22 protein-coding genes are annotated in these 21,791 nt (G+C 59.1%); all 22 read right to left on the bottom strand.

All coding sequences use genetic code 11. The annotated features are described in order from the left end of the window. Window positions 1-43: 43 nt before the first annotated feature. Complete coding sequence (locus tag JOE34_RS14755) at window positions 44-2,305, bottom strand: chemotaxis protein CheA (protein ID WP_024665778.1); 2,262 nt, start codon at window positions 2,303-2,305, stop codon at window positions 44-46. A 33-nt stretch (window positions 2,306-2,338) separates the two neighbouring features. Next, window positions 2,339-3,124 carry a protein phosphatase CheZ gene (locus JOE34_RS14750; protein WP_003316828.1) on the bottom strand — a complete coding sequence of 262 codons (786 nt, stop codon included), beginning with the start codon at window positions 3,122-3,124 and terminating at the stop codon, window positions 2,339-2,341. A gap of 19 nt (window positions 3,125-3,143) precedes the next feature. Next, window positions 3,144-3,518 carry a chemotaxis response regulator CheY gene (locus JOE34_RS14745; RefSeq protein WP_161420660.1) on the bottom strand — a complete coding sequence of 125 codons (375 nt, stop codon included), beginning with the start codon at window positions 3,516-3,518 and terminating at the stop codon, window positions 3,144-3,146. Window positions 3,519-3,774: 256 nt separating this feature from the next. Then, entirely contained in the window at window positions 3,775-4,515 is a 741-nt protein-coding gene (gene fliA, locus JOE34_RS14740; protein WP_003316826.1) for an RNA polymerase sigma factor FliA, read from the bottom strand. Continuing rightward, entirely contained in the window at window positions 4,512-5,345 is an 834-nt protein-coding gene (gene fleN, locus JOE34_RS14735; protein ID WP_003343974.1) for a flagellar synthesis regulator FleN, read from the bottom strand. The genes fliA and fleN overlap by 4 nt, the downstream gene beginning before the upstream one ends. Window positions 5,346-5,460: 115 nt before the next feature. After that, a complete protein-coding gene (gene flhF, locus JOE34_RS14730; RefSeq protein ID WP_024649293.1) occupies window positions 5,461-6,789 on the bottom strand; it encodes a flagellar biosynthesis protein FlhF in 1,329 nt (442 codons plus the stop codon). An 11-nt stretch (window positions 6,790-6,800) separates the two neighbouring features. Next, window positions 6,801-8,930, bottom strand: a complete 2,130-nt coding sequence (flhA, locus tag JOE34_RS14725) for a flagellar biosynthesis protein FlhA (protein WP_003343980.1) — start codon at window positions 8,928-8,930, stop codon at window positions 6,801-6,803. A gap of 214 nt (window positions 8,931-9,144) precedes the next feature. Continuing rightward, window positions 9,145-10,281, bottom strand: coding sequence for a flagellar biosynthesis protein FlhB (flhB, locus tag JOE34_RS14720; protein WP_046266994.1), 1,137 nt, complete (start codon window positions 10,279-10,281; stop codon window positions 9,145-9,147). Next, the gene (fliR, locus tag JOE34_RS14715; RefSeq protein ID WP_017279339.1) at window positions 10,282-11,067 is read right to left on the bottom strand and encodes a flagellar biosynthetic protein FliR; all 786 of its coding nucleotides are present in this window, start codon (window positions 11,065-11,067) and stop codon (window positions 10,282-10,284) included. 6 nt (window positions 11,068-11,073) lie between these two features. Beyond that, window positions 11,074-11,343: a flagellar biosynthetic protein FliQ gene (locus tag JOE34_RS14710; RefSeq protein WP_002554277.1), complete on the bottom strand. Its 270-nt coding sequence runs from the start codon at window positions 11,341-11,343 to the stop codon at window positions 11,074-11,076. A 25-nt stretch (window positions 11,344-11,368) separates the two neighbouring features. Then, window positions 11,369-12,121 carry a flagellar type III secretion system pore protein FliP gene (gene fliP, locus JOE34_RS14705; RefSeq protein WP_003316820.1) on the bottom strand — a complete coding sequence of 251 codons (753 nt, stop codon included), beginning with the start codon at window positions 12,119-12,121 and terminating at the stop codon, window positions 11,369-11,371. Beyond that, window positions 12,121-12,561 (bottom strand): flagellar biosynthetic protein FliO, encoded by a 441-nt coding sequence (gene fliO / locus JOE34_RS14700; protein WP_003343990.1) that lies wholly within the window; start codon window positions 12,559-12,561, stop codon window positions 12,121-12,123. Before fliO ends, fliP begins: the two co-directional genes overlap by 1 nt. Then, a complete protein-coding gene (fliN, locus tag JOE34_RS14695; protein WP_003316817.1) occupies window positions 12,562-13,020 on the bottom strand; it encodes a flagellar motor switch protein FliN in 459 nt (152 codons plus the stop codon). It abuts the gene before it with no gap. A gap of 61 nt (window positions 13,021-13,081) precedes the next feature. Then, on the bottom strand, window positions 13,082-14,050 hold the full coding sequence (fliM, locus tag JOE34_RS14690; protein WP_003422170.1) for a flagellar motor switch protein FliM: 969 nt from the start codon (window positions 14,048-14,050) through the stop codon (window positions 13,082-13,084). Between the two features lie 9 nt (window positions 14,051-14,059). Next, window positions 14,060-14,572, bottom strand: a complete 513-nt coding sequence (gene fliL / locus JOE34_RS14685) for a flagellar basal body-associated protein FliL (protein ID WP_003343996.1) — start codon at window positions 14,570-14,572, stop codon at window positions 14,060-14,062. Window positions 14,573-15,157: 585 nt separating this feature from the next. Next, complete coding sequence (locus JOE34_RS14680) at window positions 15,158-16,561, bottom strand: flagellar hook-length control protein FliK (protein WP_003391360.1); 1,404 nt, start codon at window positions 16,559-16,561, stop codon at window positions 15,158-15,160. 111 nt (window positions 16,562-16,672) lie between these two features. Then, on the bottom strand, window positions 16,673-17,029 hold the full coding sequence (locus JOE34_RS14675) for an Hpt domain-containing protein (protein ID WP_010425376.1): 357 nt from the start codon (window positions 17,027-17,029) through the stop codon (window positions 16,673-16,675). Between the two features lie 34 nt (window positions 17,030-17,063). Then, window positions 17,064-18,770, bottom strand: coding sequence for a fused response regulator/phosphatase (locus tag JOE34_RS14670; protein ID WP_010425377.1), 1,707 nt, complete (start codon window positions 18,768-18,770; stop codon window positions 17,064-17,066). After that, window positions 18,730-19,077: an STAS domain-containing protein gene (locus JOE34_RS14665; RefSeq protein ID WP_003344003.1), complete on the bottom strand. Its 348-nt coding sequence runs from the start codon at window positions 19,075-19,077 to the stop codon at window positions 18,730-18,732. Before JOE34_RS14665 ends, JOE34_RS14670 begins: the two co-directional genes overlap by 41 nt. Before the next feature lie 84 nt (window positions 19,078-19,161). Beyond that, the gene (gene fliJ / locus JOE34_RS14660) at window positions 19,162-19,611 is read right to left on the bottom strand and encodes a flagellar export protein FliJ (RefSeq protein ID WP_002554288.1); all 450 of its coding nucleotides are present in this window, start codon (window positions 19,609-19,611) and stop codon (window positions 19,162-19,164) included. 6 nt (window positions 19,612-19,617) lie between these two features. Beyond that, the gene (gene fliI / locus JOE34_RS14655) at window positions 19,618-20,976 is read right to left on the bottom strand and encodes a flagellar protein export ATPase FliI (RefSeq protein ID WP_003391356.1); all 1,359 of its coding nucleotides are present in this window, start codon (window positions 20,974-20,976) and stop codon (window positions 19,618-19,620) included. Further along, window positions 20,966-21,784 (bottom strand): flagellar assembly protein FliH, encoded by an 819-nt coding sequence (gene fliH, locus JOE34_RS14650; RefSeq protein WP_010425382.1) that lies wholly within the window; start codon window positions 21,782-21,784, stop codon window positions 20,966-20,968. The genes fliI and fliH overlap by 11 nt, the downstream gene beginning before the upstream one ends. Between the last annotated feature and the right edge of the window lie 7 nt (window positions 21,785-21,791).

Here is a 21,791-nt window from a genome sequence, read left to right as displayed (position 1 = left end):
CCAATAGGTGCCGCAGGCAGCCAGGCTGCCCGCGACCCCGGGTTCAGATACGCCGTGCGGCGTAACGCTTGAGCATGCTGGGTACATCGAGAATCAAGGCGATGCGACCGTCACCGGTGATGGTGGCGCCCGACATACCCGGCGTACCTTGCAGCATCTTGCCCAGCGGTTTGATGACCACTTCTTCCTGACCGACCAGTTGATCGACGACAAAGCCGATGCGCTGAGTGCCGACCGTGAGGATTACCACGTGCCCTTCGCGCTGCTCCTCGTGAGCCGCCGAACTGACCAGCCAGCGCTTGAGGTAGAACAGCGGCAAGGCCTTGTCACGTACGATCACCACTTCCTGGCCATCAACCACGTTGGTAGTCGACAGGTTCAGATGGAAGATTTCGTTGACGTTGACCAGCGGGAAAGCGAAAGCCTGGTTGCCCAGCATCACCATCAGGGTCGGCATGATCGCCAAGGTCAACGGCACCTTGATGACGATCTTCGAACCCTGGCCCTTGGTCGAGTAGATGTTGATCGAGCCGTTGAGCTGGGAGATCTTGGTCTTGACCACGTCCATGCCCACACCGCGACCCGACACATCGGAAATCTCGGTCTTGGTCGAGAAGCCCGGCGCGAAGATCAGGTTGTAGCAATCGGTGTCACTCAACCGATCGGCTGCATCCTTGTCCATGACGCCGCGCTTCACTGCAATGGAGCGCAGTACGTTAGGGTCCATGCCCTTACCGTCATCGGAAATCGACAGCAGGATATGGTCGCCTTCCTGCTCTGCCGAAAGGATCACACGACCGCCGCGGGACTTGCCCGTGGCTTCGCGCTCTTCCGGCGTTTCGATACCGTGGTCGACTGCGTTACGCACCAAGTGGACCAGTGGATCGGCAAGCGCCTCTACGAGGTTCTTGTCAAGGTCGGTCTCTTCACCGACCAGTTCCAGGTTGATCTCTTTCTTGAGCTGGCGAGCCAGGTCACGGACCAGACGCGGGAAGCGGCCGAAGACTTTCTTGATCGGCTGCATGCGGGTTTTCATCACCGCAGTCTGCAGATCGGCAGTCACCACATCCAGGTTGGAAACTGCCTTGGACATGGCTTCATCGCCGTTGTTGAGACCCAGGCGCACCAGACGGTTACGCACCAGTACCAGCTCGCCGACCATGTTCATGATCTCGTCCAGTCGGGCGGTATCGACACGAACCGTGGTTTCGGCTTCTGTCGCCACCGGCTTTTCGCCGGTAGGCGCAGGAGTGCGCGCAGGGGCTGGAGCCGAAGCAGGTTTGGCCGGCTCGGCTTTCGCAGCAGGCGCCGGTGCAGGCTTGGCGACAGGAGGTGGCGGAGCAGCCGCTGCGGCCGGAGCAGGCGCGTTGGCAACGATCGCCTCAGGCTCGAACTTGCCCTTGCCATGCAATTCGTCGAGCAGGCTTTCGAATTCGTGATCGGTGATTTCGTCCGAAGCAGCAGCGGGTGCCTTGGCAGCAACGGCTACAGGTGCAGCAGCTACCGGAGCCGCTACGGCGCCATCAAACGAGCCTTTGCCGTGCAGTTGATCGAGCAACGCTTCGAATTCGTCGTCGGTGATTTCATCACCGGCAGGCGCTGCACTCCCCTGCGCCACAGGTGCACGTGCCGGAGCAGGAGCAGCGTCAGCCGCAAACTTGCCCTTGCCATGCAACTGATCAAGCAGGGATTCGAATTCCTGATCGGTGATTTCATCACCCGCCGGCGCAGCCGCAACCGCTGCTGGCGCCGTTGCAGGCGCTGCAGATACCGGGTTTGAGCCGTGCAGCGAATCGAGCAACTGCTCGAATTCATCATCGGTAATCTCGTCGCCAGCGGCTGGCTCCGCAACCGCAGCAGCAGCCTGGACTTCAACCACCGGCTCAGGTTCAGGAGCCGCTACTTCATCGGCGGATTGTGGCTCGGCCAGACGCGCCAGCGCGGCCAGCAGTTCTGGCGTCGCCGGAGTTACGTCAGTCCGTTCACGTACCTGACCGAACATGCTGTTGACGGTGTCCAGTGCTTCCAGGACCACGTCCATCAATTCGGAATCGACGCGACGTTCACCCTTACGCAGGATGTCGAACACGTTTTCGGCGATGTGGCAGCACTCCACCAGCTCATGGAGCTGGAGGAAGCCGGCGCCCCCTTTTACAGTGTGAAAACCGCGAAAAATTGCATTGAGCAGATCAGCATCATCCGGTCGGCTTTCCAGCTCGACCAATTGCTCTGACAACTGCTCCAGAATTTCGCCGGCCTCTACCAGAAAATCCTGAAGGATTTCTTCATCGGCGCCGAAGCTCATGGGGTGCTCCCTAAAATTAACCGTCAACAGACCTTAGAAGCCGAGGCTCGATAGCAGATCGTCTACATCATCCTGTCCGGATACGACGTCTTCACGTTTATCGGCATGAATCTGCGGACCTTCACCCTGAGCGAGATGTTTTTTAGGATCTTTTTCATCGAGGATGGATTGTTCGTCATGTTCGATGCCTGCAAAGCGATCGACATGACTGGCCATGAGCACCAGTTTGAGCAGATTGCTCTCGACCTCAGTGACCAGTTGCGTCACTCGCTTGATAACCTGACCGGTAAGGTCCTGGTAATCCTGGGCGAGCAGAATGTCGTTGAGATGCGCGGAAACCTGATGGGTTTCCTTCTCGGTACGCGTCAGAAAACCATCGACCCGCTTGGCCAGCTCGCGGAACTCTTCGGCACCGATTTCGCGGCGCATGAAACGTCCCCAGTCGTCGCTCAACGCCTTGGCGTCGGAACTCAGGCCGTTCATGACCGGCGTACTCTCCTCCACCAGGTCCATGGTGCGGTTGGCCGCATTCTCGGTCAGCCTCACCACATACGACAGGCGCTCGGTAGCATCCGTGATCTGCGACACTTCCTCGGCTTGAGGCATGTGCGGATCGATGTGAAAGTTTACGATTGCACTGTGCAGCTCACGAGTCAGCTTGCCCACTTCCTGATAAAGGCCGCGGTCGCGTGTCTGGTTGAGTTCGTGAATCAGTTGCACAGCGTCACCGAAACGACCCTTTTCAAGGCTGGTGACAAGTTCCTGCGCGTGTCTCTTTAAGGTCGACTCAAAGTCGGCCATCGAATCATTGTTATCCATAGCGCCCTCGCGGCTTGCATCAGCTATTGACGCGTTCAAAGATCTTGTCGATCTTGTCTTTCAGGGCTTGGGCAGTGAATGGCTTGACTACATAGCCGTTCACCCCAGCCTGGGCAGCTTCAATGATCTGCTCACGCTTGGCTTCGGCAGTGACCATCAGCACGGGAAGGCTCTTGAGGCGTTCGTCCTTGCGGACTTCGCGCAGCAGATCGATACCGGACATGCCAGGCATGTTCCAGTCCGTCACCAGAAAGTCAAAGGCACCGCTCTGCAGCATCGGCAATGCGGTCAGACCATCATCCGCTTCCGATGTGTTGGTAAACCCCAGATCACGCAAAAGGTTCTTGATGATCCGCCGCATCGTTGAGAAGTCATCAACGATGAGGATTTTCATGTTCTTGTCCAATTCGACCTCCAAGCAGTCTTTAACGCGTTCAGCACCTGAACACGCTGTTCACTCAATACTGGCACAGCACACCTCCGGCTGTACGAAACGACGACGGGCTTGGCACAACAACAGGCAAGGACCTGAGAAACAAGCCCATCAAGGCAATGCCTGACAGGCTTCTGACGAGTCCATCCTGTTACCACGTAACGCTCTGCACAGCCGGCTTGCAGCCAACGTGCGGCCAAGGACCGCACATTGCCTGTCAACGCGCTCGCCACTCCCCCAAACGCCCTCGCAAACGAGCTGCGCACTGGCTGTGTAACTGACTGACCCGAGATTCGCTGACCCCAAGAACCTCTCCGATTTCCTTGAGGTTCAGCTCTTCGTCGTAGTACAGCGCCAACACCAGACGCTCGCGCTCTGGCAGATTGGCAATTGCATCGGCCAACGCAGCCTGGAAGCGCTCGTCTTCCAGGTCGCGCGACGGCTCAAGCGATCCGCTTGCGCCATCCTCGTGCAGCCCTTCATGATCGCCGTCCTGCAGCAGGTCGTCGAAACTGAAGAGGCGGCTGCCCAAGGTGTCATTCAAAATCCCGTAGTAATCATCGAGACTCAACTGGAGTTCGGCCGCAACCTCGTGATCTTTAGCATCACGGCCGGTTTTAGCTTCAATTGACCGAATTGCGTCGCTGACCATGCGCGTATTGCGGTGTACCGAGCGTGGCGCCCAGTCACCCTTGCGCACTTCATCGAGCATCGCACCACGGATGCGAATGCCAGCATAGGTCTCGAAACTCGCACCCTTGGTGGAATCATACTTGGTGGAGACTTCAAGCAGGCCGATCATGCCGGCCTGGATCAGATCCTCGACCTGCACGCTGGCCGGCAAGCGCGCCAGCAGATGATAAGCGATACGCTTGACCAATGGCGCATAGCGCTCGATCAACTCGTACTGTGAATTACGGGAAGTCTTGCTGTACATCTGGTAGCCGCTCGCAGTCATTGCACAGGCCCTGCACTGGTCTGGTGAACGAGTCGCTCAACGAAGAACTCGAGATGACCCCGCGGATTGGCTGGCAACGGCCAGGTATCAACCTTCTGGGCAATGGCCTTGAAGGCCAGTGCACATTTGGAACGCGGGAATGCTTCGTAAACAGCGCGCTGTTTCTGTACCGCCTTGCGTACGCACTCGTCGTACGGCACGGCACCTACATACTGCAGTGCAACATCGAGAAAACGGTCCGTCACTTTGGTCAGTTTGGCGAACAGGTTGCGCCCTTCCTGCGGGCTCTGTGCCATGTTGGCCAGCACCCGGAAGCGGTTCATGCCGTAATCGCGGTTGAGCAGTTTGATCAGGGCGTAGGCATCGGTGATCGACGTGGGCTCATCGCACACCACCAGCAGCACTTCCTGAGCGGCGCGCACGAAGCTGACCACCGACTCACCGATACCGGCGGCTGTGTCGATCACCAGCACATCGAGGTTGTCGCCAATCTCACTGAACGCCTGGATCAAGCCCGCATGCTGGGCGGGCGATAGATGCACCATGCTCTGGGTGCCGGAAGCGGCGGGTACGATTCGAACCCCGCCCGGCCCCTGCAACAGCACGTCGCGCAACTCACAACGCCCCTCCATGACATCGGCAAGCGTGCGTTTGGGCGTCAACCCAAGCAGCACGTCGACATTGGCCAGACCCAGATCGGCGTCCAGCAGCATGACGCGACGGCCAAGCTCGGCGAGGGCCAGTGAAAGGTTCACTGACACGTTAGTCTTACCGACGCCACCTTTGCCACCGGTCACCGCGATAACCTGTACGGGATGCATGCTGCCCATGTTATTTCTTTACCTTGTCTTGCGTAGACCGAAACCACATCGAGGGCTGCACGTTCGCAAATGAACACTGTATGGCAGACCGTTGACGCAGGGACATTCCAATAATATCCATCACTTAACCCACTCTCTTGCCAGGGGTGTGATAGAGGTCAGCAAACATATCAGCCATTGCTTCTTCGCTAGGCTCGTCCTGCATCTGCACACTCACAGCGCGGCTTACCAACTGATGACGACGCGGAGTATGCAGGTCATCAGGAATACGTGGTCCGTCCGTGAGGTAGGCCACAGGTAGTTCGTGACTGATCGCCAGGCTCAGGACTTCACCAAGGCTGGCAGTTTCATCAAGCTTGGTCAGAATGCATCCGGCCAGGCCACAACGTTTGTAACTGTGATACGCGGCTGTCAGCACCTGCTTCTGGCTGGTGGTTGCCAGTACCAGATAGTTGCGCGACTTGATGCCGCGACCCGCGAGGCTTTCCAGCTGCATGCGCAGCGCAGGATCACTGGCCTGCAGGCCGGCGGTGTCAATCAGTACCACGCGTTTGCGCAACAGCGGTTCCAGCGCCTGAACCAGAGACTGGCCAGGATCGATATGGGTGACCGGTACGTTGAGGATGCGCCCAAGGGTCTTGAGCTGCTCCTGCGCGCCGATGCGGAAACTGTCCATGCTGACCAGTGCGATATTCTGCGGGCCGTACTTCAGCACGTAACGTGCTGCCAGTTTGGCCAGGGTGGTGGTCTTGCCCATTCCTGCAGGACCGACCATTGCAATCACGCCGCCCTCTTCGAGCGGCTCGACTTCGGGTACGGCGATCATGCGGGCCAGGTGCGCCAGCAGCATGCGCCAGGCCTGACGAGGCTCGTCAATCTCCGGAATCATCGACAGCAGGTCGCGTGACAGCGGGCCGGACAGGCCGACACGTTGCAGGCGACGCCAAAGGTTGGCCTGCTGCGGACGACTGCCCTGCAGCTGGTTCCAGGCCAGCGAGCCGAGCTGGACTTCCAGCAACTCACGCAGGCCGTTCAATTCGGAGCGCATCGAGTCATAGGCGCGCTGGCCAATGGCAGGCTCGGCGGCCTGTGGCGGTGCGTACGCGAATGGACGCGGCGGCTCTTCGAGCGTCGGCTCAATGTGCGTATCGGCAGGGTTGGCCGGCTTGCCGGAAAAAAGCTGCAGGTTGATCGATGCGTCGCTGTCGCTGCGGTTGTTCAATTCGGCCTGGGCGGAGACGATGCGCGACTGAGTCTTGCGCAGCTCGTCTTCCAGTTCCATGTTCGGCACACGCGGTGCCAGGGCGGACAGCTTGTAATCCAGAGCAGCAGTCAGCTCTACGCCACCGGCAATGCGCCGGTTACCGATGATGGCCGCTTCAGCGCCCAGCTCATCGCGAACCAGCTTCATGGCTTGACGCATATCGGCGGCGAAAAATCGCTTAACTTGCATGACTCACTACCTCAGCCGTTTGGCCCGACAGTCGCTACGATGGTTACTTGCTTGTTGTCCGGAATTTCCTGGTACGCCAGAACATGCATGTTCGGTACAGCCAATCGTCCAAATCGTGACAGCATCGCCCGGACAGGCCCTGCTACCAGAAGAATTACCGGCAACCCTTGCATCTCCTGACGCTGGGCGGCCTCGATCAACGAACGCTGGAGCTTCTCAGCCATGCTTGGCTCAAGAAGAACGCCTTCTTCCTGACCCTGACCAGCCTTCTGCAAACTATTGAGCAATATCTGTTCCAACCTTGGTTCCAGAGTGATAACAGGCAGCTCCGGCTCAACGCCTACAATGCTTTGGACGATTGCGCGGCTCAGACCAACGCGCACCGCGGCCACTAAAGCGGCGGTATCTTGACTCTTCCCGGCGTTGTTGGCGATAGCCTCTGCAATGCTGCGAATATCACGGACAGGTACGTGTTCAGCCAGCAGCGCTTGCAGCACGTTGAGCAGCGAGGACAGCGACAGCACGCCAGGTACCAGCTCTTCAGCCAGCTTGGGCGAGCTTTTGGCCAGCAATTGCATCAATTGCTGGACTTCCTCGTGGCCGATCAGCTCATGCGAATGCTTGTAGAGAATCTGGTTCAAGTGAGTCGCCACTACAGTACTGGCATCGACCACCGTGTACCCCAGCGACTGAGCCTGGCTGCGCTGGCTTATTTCGATCCACACGGCTTCCAGCCCAAACGCCGGATCTCTGGCGGTGATGCCGTTAAGGGTGCCGAACACTTGACCGGGGTTGATCGCCAGCTCGCGATCCGGGTAGATCTCGGCCTCGGCCAGAATCACGCCCATCAGTGTCAGACGATAGGCGCTTGGCGCCAGATCAAGGTTGTCGCGAATGTGCACGGTGGGCATCAGAAAACCGAGCTCTTGCGAGAGCTTCTTGCGCACACCCTTGATACGCGCCAGCAACTGACCACCCTGATTGCGATCCACCAGCGGAATCAGGCGATAACCTACTTCCAGGCCGATGATATCGATGGGGGTGACGTCATCCCAGCCCAGCTCCTTGGAGTCTTGAACGCGGGTCGGTGACGGCAGCAGGTCCTGTTGACGCTGCACTTCGGCCAGCGCCTCGACCTTCACCTGGTTGTCTTTCTTCCACAGCAGGTAAGCACCACCTGCGGCCACCAGGCCAAGGCCGATGAAGGAGAAATGCGGCATGCCTGGCACCAGACCCATCACGATCATGATGGCGGCAGATACAGCCAGCGCCTTGGGCGAGGCAAACATCTGGCGATTGATCAGCTTGCCCATCTCTTCAGAACCGGAAGCACGGGTCACCATGATCGCGGCAGCGGTGGACAGCAGCAGTGATGGCAATTGCGCCACCAAACCGTCACCGATGGTCAACAGGGTGTAAACGCGACCCGCATCGGCGAAGGTCATGTTGTGCTGAAAGATACCGACCAGCATGCCGCCGATCAGGTTGATGAACAGAATCAGCAGGCCGGCAATCGCGTCACCGCGTACAAACTTGCTGGCACCGTCCATGGACCCGTAGAACTCGGCTTCCTGGGCCACTTCGGCACGACGGCGCTTGGCTTCCGGCTGGTCGATAAGACCGGCGTTGAGATCGGCGTCGATCGCCATCTGTTTGCCGGGCATCGCGTCGAGGGTGAAGCGCGCGCTTACCTCGGAAATACGGCCGGCACCCTTGGTGATAACCACGAAGTTGATGATCATCAGAATCGCGAACACCACGATACCGACGACGTAGTTGCCACCGATCACCACTTCACCGAAGGCCTGAATCACCTTGCCCGCCGCGGCGTGGCCGTCCTGGCCGTGAAGCATCACCACCCGGGTGGAAGCCACGTTCAGCGCCAGACGCAGCAACGTGGCGACCAGCAGAATGGTCGGAAACACAGAAAAATCCAGCGGCCGCAGGGCGTATACGCAGACCAGCAGCACGACGATGGACAGTGCAATGTTGAACGTGAAAAGTACGTCCAGCAGGAACGGCGGCATGGGCAACATCATCATTGCCAGCATGATCAGCAACAACAACGGAACGCCCAACTGACCACGGCCCAGGCCTGTGATGTTGCTGCGTGCGCTACTGAGTAATTGAGAGCGATCCACTGATTCGTTACCTGCGCACTAGATCAAAACATTGACGCCGATGGCGCCCTGTATCGACCCTGTTGCAAAAAGCTGTCCAACTTTTACAAAGCCAGCGGCGGTAAGGTTTTAGAGACACAAGCCAGGTTAAACCGGAGCGCGGACCGCCCGGAACGGCATGCCCACGTGGAGCATGGGCAAGATGGTGGTCTGCCGGCAACGAAGGGAGAGCGGGCTACGCGTCGCGCTGCAGGTCGGGAGGAATCCTGATGTCGCCCAGAGGGTCGGGGCGCTTGCCCTGACCGGCGCGGAACTGGCGGATCTGGTAGACGTAGGCCAGCACCTGTGCGACCGCCAGATACAGGCCGGCGGGGATTTCCTGGTCAAGCTCGGTGCTGTAGTAGATAGAACGCGCCAGTGCCGCAGACTCCAGAATCAGGATCTCGTTATGCGCGCCGATTTCACGAATTTTCAGCGCCACCAGATCCGTACCCTTGGCCAGCAACATCGGCGCCCCGCCCTGCTCGGGATCGTATTTGAGGGCGACGGCGAAGTGTGTCGGGTTGGTGATGATCACGTCTGCTTCGGGAACGGAGGCCATCATGCGCCGCTGCGACATTTCACGCTGCAACTGACGAATACGTTGCTTGACCTCCGGGCTGCCCTCGCTGTTCTTGTGCTCGTCGCGCACTTCCTGCTTGGTCATCAGCAATTTCTTGTGCGCTTCATACAACACGAACGGCACATCCGCCGCCGCGATGAATATCAGGCCGCACGCCATCCAGAAACTGCTCCAGCCCACCACCACCAGGCTATGGATCATGGCCTGCTCGAGCGGCTCGTGAGCAATCGCGACCAGATCCTTGCGCTCATTGTTCAGGACCACCAGCGCCACTGCCAGAGTGATCAGGAATTTTCCGAAGGACTTGAGCAACTCGACCAGCGCATGCGGCGAGAACATGCGCTTGAGCCCTGCTGCCGGGTTCATCCGGCTGAACTTGGGCATCAACGATTTGGTTGCGAACAACCAGCCACCGAGCATGATCGGCCCCACCAGTGCGGCAACCAGCATGGCGATCAGAAACGGCAGGACCACGACCAGCGCATGCATCCCGGAACTGAGCAGCGCCTTGCCCATGTAGGACTGGTCCATCAGGGTTTCACGGGATATCGTGAAATTGTCACGCATCAGTTCGGACATCATCAGGGCGATATCAGAGCCGAACATCAGTAACCCGCCCGCCCCCATCAGCATCACCACCAGCGTGGTCAGCTCCTTGGAGCGCGCGATCTGGCCGTCAGCCCGTGAGTCCTTGACCTTTTTTTCCGTGGGGTCTTCTGTCTTGTCCTGGCCATTCTCGTTTTCTGCCATTCAACGAGCCCTCACCATATCGCGCAACGCCTGCAAGGCCTGCGTTGCGATCGGTTGATACTGATTGAGCATGTCACCCATCGTCATCCACAGAATGACCATGCCCAACACCAGCGTAAGCGGGAAGCCGATGGAAAAGATGTTGAGTTGCGGCGCGGCGCGAGTCATGACCCCGAAGGCGATGTTGATGATCAGCAGCGCGGTGATCGCAGGCAATACCAGTCGCAGACCCGAAGCCAGTGCCCAGCCCAGCCCGTTGGCCAGCTCCCAGAAGTTATTGACCAGCAAACCACTGCCGACCGGCATCGTGGTAAAGCTCTCGACGAGAACCTCCAGCACCACCAGATGGCCGTTCATGGCCAGGAACAACAGGGTGACCAGCATCGTGAAGAACTGACCAATGGTGGCGGAGGAAACACCGTTGGTAGGGTCGACCATTGACGCAAAGCCCATCCCCATCTGCGTCGAGATGATCTGTCCCGCGATGACAAAAATATGGAAGAACAACTGCAACGACAAGCCCATCCCGGCGCCGATGATGATCTGTTCACCGATCAGCAACAGCGCGCTCAGGTCGAGCGCCTGCACGGGCGGCATGGCTGGGAGCGCAGGCGCGACCACTACGGTGATCGCCACGGCGAGGTACATGCGCACGCGACGCGGGACCAGCGTGGTGCCGATGATCGGCATGGTCATCAGCAACGCGATGATGCGAAACAGCGGCAGCATGAAGCTGGCTACCCAGGTACTGATCTGGGTATCGGTCAGCGCAAGCATCGGCTGCATGCGGTGCTAGCCGATCAGGGTCGGAATACTGGTGTACAACGACAGCATGTATTCCATGAATATTTTCAACAGCCACGGGCCGATGACGATAAGGGTGACGAGCATCACCAGCAGACGCGGCAGGAAGCTCAAGGTCTGTTCGTTGATCTGCGTGGCCGCCTGAAACATGGCCACCAGCAGACCGCACAACAGGCTCGGCACCACAAGAATCGCGACAAGCACAGTGGTCAGCCACAGCGCCTCGCGGAACAAATCGACGGCTACTTCCGGCGTCATCGGGCAGACTCCTCAGTAAAACGGCTCATACGCCACCAAAACTGCCAGCCAGGGTGCCGACAATCAGCGCCCAGCCGTCCACCAGCACAAACAGCATGATCTTGAACGGCAGAGAAATGATCAGCGGCGACAGCATCATCATACCCATCGCCATCAGCACACTGGCCACCACCAGATCGATGATCAGAAACGGAATGAAGATCATGAAGCCGATCTGAAACGCCGTCTTGAGTTCCGAAATCACGAACGCCGGAACCAGAATAGTCAATGGCGCGGCATCCGGGGTCGGAATGTCGGTACGCTTGGACAGGCGCATGAACAATTCGAGATCGCTGGTGCGCGTCTGAGCCAGCATGAAGTCCTTGATCGGCACTTGCGCCTTGGCCACCGCATCCTGCGCGGAAAGCTTCTCCGCCAGGTAAGGCTGCAAGGCGTCCTGATTCACCCGGTCGAAGACCGGCGCCATGATGAACATGGTCAGAAACAGCGCCATGCCGGTGAGGATCTGGTTCGACGGCGCCTGCTGCAGACCGAGGGCCTGACGCAGGATCGAGAAGACGATGATGATTCGCGTAAAGCTGGTCATCAACATGACAAACGCCGGAATGAAGCTCAGCGCGGTCATGATCAGCAGAATCTGCAGGCTGACCGAATACTCCTGCTGACCATCGGCACCGTTGGACAGCGTGATCGCCGGAATCGACAGCGGATCGGCCGCCAGCGCAGCAGGCGTCACCATGACCAGCAACAGCAGTATCAGGAAACGCAAGGCGCCCATCACTTCTTGTCCTTATCCTTGCCCATCAGCTCCATCAGGCGCTGAGCGAATTCAGGGGTAGCCTGCTCGCGCACCGGCACCTGTACGGGCTCCTTGAGCACATGCAGAGGCGTGATTCGCCCGGGCGTAATGCCCAGCAGCACTTGTTCATTACCGATCTGCACAAGCACCAGCCGATCACGCGGGCCCAGTGCGCGCGAACTCACCAGCTCGATCACCTGATTGCTGTTAGGCCCGACGCGCTGCACCCGGCGCATCAGCCAGGCGAGCACGAAAATCAGACCAATCACCAGGATCAGACCGAACAGCAATTGCACCACCTGCCCGCCCATGCCGCCGGAGACCGTGTTGGCCACTTGCGCAGGTGCCGCCTGAGCGGCGGGTTCGGCAGCCCAGGCCAGCGATGGCAGGGTCAGCAAAACACTCAGCCAGCGCCTCACTTAGCGCAGCTTCTTGATGCGTTCGCTCGGGCTGATCACGTCGGTCAGACGGATGCCGAACTTTTCGTTGACCACCACCACTTCGCCATGCGCGATCAGTGTGCCGTTGACCAGCACATCCAGGGGTTCGCCTGCCAGACGATCCAGCTCGATCACCGAGCCCTGGTTGAGCTGCAACAGGTTACGAATGTTGATGTCGGTGCTGCCTACTTCCATGGAAATCGACACCGGAATGTCGAGAATCACATCCAGGTTGGGACCATCCAGAGAAACCGGACCGGTGCTTTTCGGCACGCTGCCGAACTCCTCCATAGCCATCCGGCTACCCGAATTGCCGGCGTCCGCAGCCAGCAACGCATCAATATCAGCCTGACTGTCGCCAGCTTCGCCCAATGCAGCAGCCCATTCATCGGCCAATGCCTGGTCTTCAGCAGACGTCATATCGTTTTCATCAGCCATCGGTTGTCCTCTGCACGCAGTATTTCAGTTACGCAACAATTTCCGACGCAGACCTGAAAGGTCAGCGTCGCGCTATAGGTTCGATTACTTGCAGGGCCATCTTGCCCTTGTGCGAGCCAAGCTTGACCTTGAATGAAGGTACGCCATTGGCACGCATGACCAGCGAGTCGCTCAGTTCCACCGGGATGACATCGCCAGGGCGCATGTGCAGGATGTCCCGCAACGGCAACTGGCGCTGGGCGATGGTCGTGGTGAGCGGCACGTTGACATCCAGCACGTCTTCCTTGAGCGCGTTGACCCAGCGCTCGTCCTGATCGTCCAGATCGGACTGGAAACCGGCGTCGAGCATTTCGCGGATCGGCTCGATCATCGAGTACGGCATGGTCACGTGCAAGTCGCCGCCACCGCCATCGAGTTCGATGTGGAAGGTGGAGATCACTACAGCCTCGCTCGGCCCGACAATGTTGGCCATGGCCGGGTTAACTTCCGAGTTGATGTACTCGAAATTCACTTCCATGATCGCCTGCCAGGCCTCTTTGAGGTCGACAAACGCCTGATCCAGCACCATGCGTACGACACGCAGTTCGGTCGGCGTGAACTCCCGGCCTTCGATCTTGGCGTGACGACCGTCACCGCCGAAAAAGTTATCCACCAGCTTGAACACCAGCTTGGCGTCGAGAATGAACAGCGCGGTGCCTCGCAGCGGCTTGATCTTGGCCAGGTTGAGGCTGGTCGGCACGTACAGGGAATGCACGTACTCACCGAACTTCATGACCTGAACACCGCCCACTGCCACGTCCGCCGAACGGCGCAGCAGGTTGAACATGCTGATACGCGTGTAGCGAGCGAATCGCTCGTTGATCATTTCCAGCGTCGGCATGCGTCCGCGGACGATCCGGTCCTGGCTGGTCAGGTCGTAACTTTTGACACTGCCAGGTTCGCTGTTGTTGTCAGTCTGGACCATCCCATCGTCGACGCCATGCAGCAGCGCATCGATCTCGTCCTGGGAGAGCAGGTCTTGCACGGCCATGTGAGAGTCCTACTGCAATACGAAGTTAGTGAAGAGCAGCTGTTCTATCACAGTCTTGCCGAGTTCTTTCTGTGCGACTTCCTGAATACTGGCGGTCGCTTTCTGACGCAGCATTTCCTGGCCGATCGGCGAAGCCAGTGATTCGAAGGGAATGGCTGCGAACAGCATGACCAGATTATTGCGGATCAATGGCATGTGTACCTTCAGCGCTTCCATGTCGGCTGCATTTCGACCCAGCATGGTGATGCTCACCTGCATGTAGCGTTGGCGGCCATTGGCGTTGAAGTTGACCACGAAGGCCGGGGTCATCGGCTCGAACACCGCCACGGGCTTGACGTTCGCTGCCGCTGCGGCCGCCGCTGGGTCTACCTTGCTTTCGCTCTTGTGCATGAGGAACCAGGTCGCGCCCACCGACAAGCCTACCGCCAGCAGCAACGCCACGACGGCAATGATAATGAGCTTGAGCTTGCCTTTACCTTTGCCTGTGGTCGCGGGGTCTTTAACTTCTTCGCTCTGCGCCATGCCAATAATCCGTCACTATTCAAGAGGTTCTTCAATACGTGACAGAGGCAGAGCAAGTGTTATGCCAGAGTTGTACGAAACGGGGATGTATTGGACACAAACGGTTACGCGCTTGGGCGCAAGGGCATGGTGACTCTTATACAGGCGTTGAAGGCGCGGCGCGGTAGCTGATGACTATCGTTCCTCACGCGCGTGGGAATGCAGGTCGTGACGCTCTGCGTCACACAACGGTTTTTCTTTGTCAGGTGGATTGAGGTTCGGCTCAGGTCACCTTTTCGCCCCTCGGCGAGTCACTTTGATGGGGCCAAAGTAGGCAAAACCCGCAGCTCCGTTTCCGGCCCGACTTCGTCGGGTTCCTTCGCCCTGTCACTGATCCGGGGGTCGCCGGATCAGCGCCAAGACTCAGCCGTCACTTACGTCGCACTCTGCGTCGTCTGTGCCACCGCGGTCGAAAAGCACTGCGTTAGCAGCGACTGCGTGGAAGGCATAACATTGTTTCGCATCGACGATTTGTGATGCGGAGCACCAAGAACTCCGTGCCTGCGCGAAGCGTTGGCAGGAGAATCAGATCAGGACAGACTTGCCTCACGCATAATAATCGATCTCACTGGTGCCGATCACTCGTGCCGCTGGCTGGCTGACAGGGATGGCCGCATCGACGCCTGCGATTTCATCCGAGCTATCGCCAGAGCTCCTGCCCCCACCACGACCGCTGCGCTGGGCGCGACTGGCCTGCTCTTGAGCCTGTTGCTGGGCCTGCTGTTGCGACTGATCGGAGACATTCACGTCGACGTTGCCAAGCCCCTGCTGCACGAACGACTCACGCAACTTCGACATTTGGCTTTCCAGCGCATCACGGACACCCAGGTGCGCGCTCATGAAGGTCACTTGGGTCTGCTGCTCAGGCGCCATGTTGATCCGGATATCCAGACGGCCGAGTTCGGCAGGCTCAAGCTTGATATCCGCGGTCTTGAGGTTCTGGCTCGACAGGTACATGACGCGATCGACGATGCCTTCGGTCCAGCCACTTTGATGCATGGCCAACGGCTGGTTCATCAAGGGCGCAGCCGGTGCCGCCGCTGCACGTACGGGTTGCGCGGCCTGGCTGAGCGCAGCGAGGCGATCGGCAAAGTTGTCGACGCGCGTGTCACCGGCGGCGCCTTTGACATCCTTCAGTCCCTCACCGATCAAACCACTGAACGACTTGTCGCTGCTTTCAGTGCTGCTGCCTTCGGACGGAAGCTGCTCGCTCAAGACCGACAGGTTATTGACGATATTTTGATTGGGGTCAGCTTCAGCATTGCTCGGCGTCGCCTTGTTGGCAGCCTGGGCATTCTGCGCAGCCAGTTGGGTTTTGGCAGTGGCGTTTTCCAGCGCCAACTGCACGGCATCCAGACCATCAAGCGGATCGGCGTCTGGGTTGAAGGCGTCTTCAACCACGGCCGGCGGTGCCGCCTGAGTGGTGGTGAGCGCCGAGACCACTGGCGCAGTGACGACTTCCGAACTGGGTGGCACCTTGGCTACAGGGGCCCCGGGAGCCTGTGCGACCATTGCCTGCAATGCCGGATCAAGGGCCGGATCGACGACCGCCTGGCCCTCAGTCAACGCCGGATCGGCAGAGGCCTGTGCATCATCCTGTTTAGCATCAGAATGCCCCGCGTCATCATCTGCAGCAGCCGGCTTGGCTGGCAAATCATTGCCGCTATCGGCAACGCTCGACTTGTCGGCGGCATTTGCCTGATCACTTGCAGGCTTGTCCTTGCCGGCGGCGACCTTGTCCTTGTCAGGCGCGGTCTTGTCGCGAGCTGGCTTTACTGGCGCATCTTCCCGCGCAGGGGCAGTGTCTTTGGCCTGCTTTGCATAGACATTGGAAAAGCTGGAGGCCCCGTCCTTGCTGCTGTCAGCAGACTTGACCGCATTATTGGCCACACCGGACCTGGCGGTCACAGAGGTTGTGGCCTGAAGAAGCGCATTGGTAGCAAGGGGCATTTCGGTCTCCGCATCAGCTGCTGGTTATCGCCTTACCGGAGTAGCTAGCAATATGCGGGCCAATTTTTAAATGATCCCTGGTAACGGGAATCAACGGGGTGACGTCAGGACTCAACTGACGAACAGCTGCCGCTCGGAATTGAACAGCCCGCGAATCGTCATGTATTCGCTGTCGATCGTGCGAATCAGCTCTGCCAGGCCTGCGAACTGCTGCTGGCGAGCCTGGTCCTCGAGCTGACGACACAGCTCGGAAAGCTGCAAGGCGCCCATGTTGCTGCTGCTGCCCTTGAAACTGTGAGCGGTCAGGCTCAACTCCTGAAAATCAGGATCGTGCGACCCGACAGCCAGGCGCAGTTGCGCGATACGCTGCTCGGAATCCTTGAGAAAAACATCCAGCAAGGTCGGATATTCCTCCTCCATGACCTCCTGCAAGGCATTCAATACGCTGTAATCCAGATGAATCGACACTTGTTCACTCCTTGATCAAGACTCCAGGCGAGGATTATGCCACTCCCTTCCAGGAAAATTCCACGCAGGCCGTCCTGCCATCCCTGGACCACCTGGCCTCGCGGCTCAATTCGCAGACCAGGTGCAGTCCGCGACCATACAGTTCATTGCTGGCAGACGTCGGCGTCCGGATCTTTTCCACATCGAATCCCTGGCCGCTGTCCTCGACGCTGAGGGTCAGCCGACCGCCCTGCGCGACCGTTTCGACCTGCAGGGTCACCCGGATGAAGCCGGACTGCAGCCTGTCGAGACGCTCTGCGCGCTGCTGGTAATAAAGCGCGAAACCTGCTGCATCGTGCTTGAGCGACGAATCCAGCGCTAGCACACCATGCTCCAGCGCATTGCTGTACAGCTCGCCAAGCACCATGTGCAGTGCGGCCCCCTGATCACGCAGGCCATGAACCTCCAGCAGCAGTTGCAGCACATAAGGCAGTGGGTTGAAACGCTTGAGGGTCGAGGCACGAAACTCGAAGCTGGCCGACCAGTCCAGCGGGCTGGATGCACCGCTGTCCGAATACATCATCGCTGGCAGACTTTTCAGCGGCGCCTCGACAGCGCTGACTTCCAGAAGGCTGACATCGTCACGCGCCTTGCCGCCAAATTCGTTGAGCGCCTCGAGGATCTCTTCGATCAGCAACTGCGGTTCGCGATTGGCAGACAGAACCTCTCGCAGACGCTGCGCACCGAACAGCTCCTCCTGGCTGTTACTGGTGTCGAGCACGCCGTCGGACAACAGAAATATGCGATCACCCGGTGCCAACGGATACACGTCAGTGCGCGCGTCGAAGGCATCGACGCTCAATACACCCAATGGCAGATGATTCGAAGCCAGCGGCACATGCTCGCCCTGCACGCCGCGCAACAGGTAACCGTCCGGCAAGCCGCCACTCCAGACCTCAACCTGCCGCTGCGGCAGATTGATACACAGCAGCGTCGCACAACAAAACATGTCGACCGGGAGGATGCGTTTGAGCTTGGCGTTCATTTCACGGAGGATTTCAACCAGACCATAGCCCTTGGCGGTCATGCCGTAGAACACCTCGGCAAGTGGCATGGCACCCACCGCCGCCGGCAAGCCATGTCCGGTGAAATCCCCGAGCAGCACCTGCATGTGCCCGGCTGGCGTATAAGCGGCGAGCATCAGGTCGCCGTTGAACAATGCGTAGGGAGACTGAAGGTAGCGGATATTGCTCGCCCCCAGGCAACCGGCGTGGGCGATCTGATCGAACACCGCCTTGGCGACACGCTGCTCATTGAGCAGATACTCATGATGCCTGGCGATCTGGTCACGCTGCTGGCGGACGGTTTCGTGCAATACCCGCAAGCGGTTCATGGCGTTGATCTTGGCGGCCAATACCAGCGGGTTGTAAGGCTTGGACATGAAATCGTCGCCACCGGCATCCAGGCAGCGTGCGAGCGCTTCGCCTTCGGTGAGCGAGGTCAGGAAGATGATCGGCACCAGCGATTCGCCGGCCATTGCCTTGATTCTTCGCGCCGCTTCGAAACCATCCATGACCGGCATCATGGCGTCCATCAGAATCAACTGCGGGCTTTCGGCCTTGAAGATGGCAACCGCTTCGACACCGTTGCCCGCGCTGAGAACCCGGTGACCCTGCCGCGCAACGATAGTTGAAAGCAGCAAGCGGTCACTGGTGCTGTCATCAGCGATCAGAATGCACAGTTTTTTCGGGGCTGACTGCACTGGGTATGCTCAATTCGAACAGCTTCGAGAAATTGGAAATGGCCAGAATCTTCAGCACATCAGGCGTGCAGTTGACCAGGCGCACCAACGCCTTGTCACCGCCAGCATGATCGCGCAGCAACAACAGCATCCCCAGCGCCGAGCTGTCCAGATAATGCGTACCGCGCAGGTCGACCACGTAATTCAATGACTGCGGATGGTCCTCATAGGCAGCGCGAAACGCCTGATGGGAGTTGAAATCGAAGCGTCCTTCGATTTCAAGGATCAGCGTCCGGCCGTCGTCAGAAAGTTTGGAAGTGACTGTCATGGGAACCTCGAGGTGTTTCATCACCGAGACATTGATAGCGTAGACCAGCCCGAGAGATTGCTGCGGGTCTGATTGAGTCAAACGTCAGAATTGTTCATGGCGAGGCAGACGCTGCGACAACTCGTCGAGCAATTTCTGCTCGCGCTTGTCCTCCAGCCTGCGCGCCTCGTCCATGTAGCGCTGCACCAGCTTGCGCAAGCCCTCCACACGCGCATAGCAATCCTGCCAGGCGCTGCGCGCCCGATCCAGATTGGCCTTGTGCCATTCGAGACTTTTGTATTGCTGGGCAACGGCGACATCGAGCTGACTGAGAAAGCGCTGGTAGCCCAGCAGCCATTGCCCGGAAACCCCGGCACTGCCGCGCTGCAACCATTGCTGCTGATAATCCTGACGAAACTGGTCAAGCTCCTGCAGCTTGTTATTGGCAAGGTTGACCTGCCCCTGGAAGTGCCCAAGGCGCTGGGCGGCGGTTCGCTCGGCGGCTTCTGCCATCTCGACCACCGGCGCCAGACGCGCCGCTCGACTCTGGGCCATGGCTTATCAGCCGCCAGGCGCTGGTGCGAAAATCGACGCCAGCGCCTCGCTGCTGCCTTCTATGCTTTCGTTTTCACGCAGGCCCTGGCGCTGGTAGCGCACCAGCACCGGGTGCAGCGCGATCGCCATGTCGGTTTCCCGGTCGCCACCGGCCACGTAAGCACCGACGCTGATGAGGTCGCGGGTCTGCTGATAGCGCGACCACAGCTGTTTGAAATGCTGGGCACGCGCCATGTGTTCAGGGCTGACCACTGCAGGCATGACCCGGCTGATGGACGCTTCAATATCGATGGCCGGGTAATGCCCCTCTTCGGCCAAGCGCCGGGACAGTACGATGTGACCGTCAAGCACACCACGCGCCGAGTCGGCAATCGGGTCCTGCTGATCATCACCCTCCGAGAGCACCGTGTAAAACGCGGTGATCGAACCACCACCCGCCTCGGCATTGCCAGCGCGCTCCACCAGCTTGGGCAAACGGGCGAATACCGAAGGCGGATAGCCCTTGGTGGCCGGCGGCTCGCCAATGGCCAGCGCGATTTCCCGCTGAGCCTGAGCAAAACGGGTCAGGGAGTCCATCAGCAACAGGACATTCTTGCCCTTGTCACGAAAGTATTCGGCGATTCGCGTGCAATACATCGCTGCACGCAAGCGCATAAGTGGCGCATCATCGGCTGGCGAAGCGACGACGACCGAACGCTTCAGGCCCTCTTCGCCGAGGATGTGCTCGATGAACTCCTTGACCTCACGGCCCCGCTCACCGATCAGGCCGACGACGATGATGTCCGCCTCGGTGAAGCGCGTCATCATGCCGAGCAGCACACTCTTGCCCACGCCCGTACCGGCAAATAGCCCGAGACGCTGACCGCGGCCCACCGTCAATAAACCGTTGATGCACCGAATGCCGACATCCAGCGGCCGACTGATGGGGTCACGCTTGAGCGGGTTGATGGTCGGGCCATCCATCGGTACCCAGTCTTCGGCCTTGATCGGCGAGCGACCATCCAGCGGACGACCAGCGCCATCGAGCACCCGGCCCAACATGCTCATGCCCATCGGCAACCGACCGGTATCGGCCAGCGGCACAACCCGTGCGCCAGGCGCGATGCCGGCCACGCTGCCGACCGGCATCAGAAACACCTTGCCACCGGAAAAACCCATCACTTCGGCTTCGACTTCCACCGGGTGATGACTGTCGTCATTGATGACCACACAGCGGCTGCCCATCGCCGCGCGCAGGCCCTCGGCCTCAAGCGTCAGACCCACCATGCGCAGCAGGCGGCCTTCCACTACGGGCTGGACAGGCAGGCTGATTGACTCGGCATAGGAACCGAGGCGCTTGGCGAAACTGGTGCGATCAAGGCGCATTGAGGGTGTCCGCGTCGGATTCGTCAGCAGTAGGCACTGCACCTGGCGAGGCTTGCAGATCGATACTCAGATCGGCTGCCGCAGGATGGGTTACCTGCTCATGCAACTGGTCGTGCATCTTGGAAATTGCCAGGGCGATGCGCGTTTCGACGCTGGCGTCGATACGGCTATGTTCGGTTTCGATCCGACAACCACCCGGCAGCAGGTCTTCATCTTCGACGATCTTCCAGGACTCCTCGTGACGTTCGCGCATGGCCTTGACCAGCAGAAAATCCTGAGGGTTTATGAAAATTCGCACGTTCTGCGCGCCCATCGGCAAGAGCTTGAGGGCATCGCGCAGGACGCTGGCAATCTGTGCCGAGTCGGTAACCAGTTCACGCTGAATCACCTGGCGCGCGATGTGCTCGACCAGGTGAATGACGGCCTTCTCGATCTGGGTGTCCTGCTCGGCGATAGGTGTCAGCAGGTTGCTCATCAGTTGTTCCAGGCTGGCGACTTTTGCCGCAAGAACGACCTCAGCCTCCTGACGCACTTTTAGTTGAGTGCTGTGGAAACCTTCCTTTTCACCGGTGGCAAAGCCTTCGTTCCAGGCCTCCTGGCGGATACTTTCCAGCTCTTCCAGGGTCAGTGGCTGGACTTCATCCAGCGGCACTTCTTCCATCTCGGCCGGTTCGTCGAGCTGCTCGGGCTCCGGTTCAGGTTCGGGCTCGACGTGCGGATCGAAGCTGGGCAACGCCCAGATATCGAGCAACCCGGCGTCCTTGGCGCGAATGAGGTCGCTGGCCGATTCTTTATTGGAACTGGACATGAGTCGG

Source organism: Pseudomonas sp. PvP028, assembly GCF_017832255.1.
In the GTDB taxonomy this organism is placed as follows: Bacteria; Pseudomonadota; Gammaproteobacteria; order Pseudomonadales; family Pseudomonadaceae; genus Aquipseudomonas; species Aquipseudomonas syringae.
Note: the sequence above shows the minus strand (reverse complement) of the source record. Positions and strands in the feature narration are given on the sequence as shown.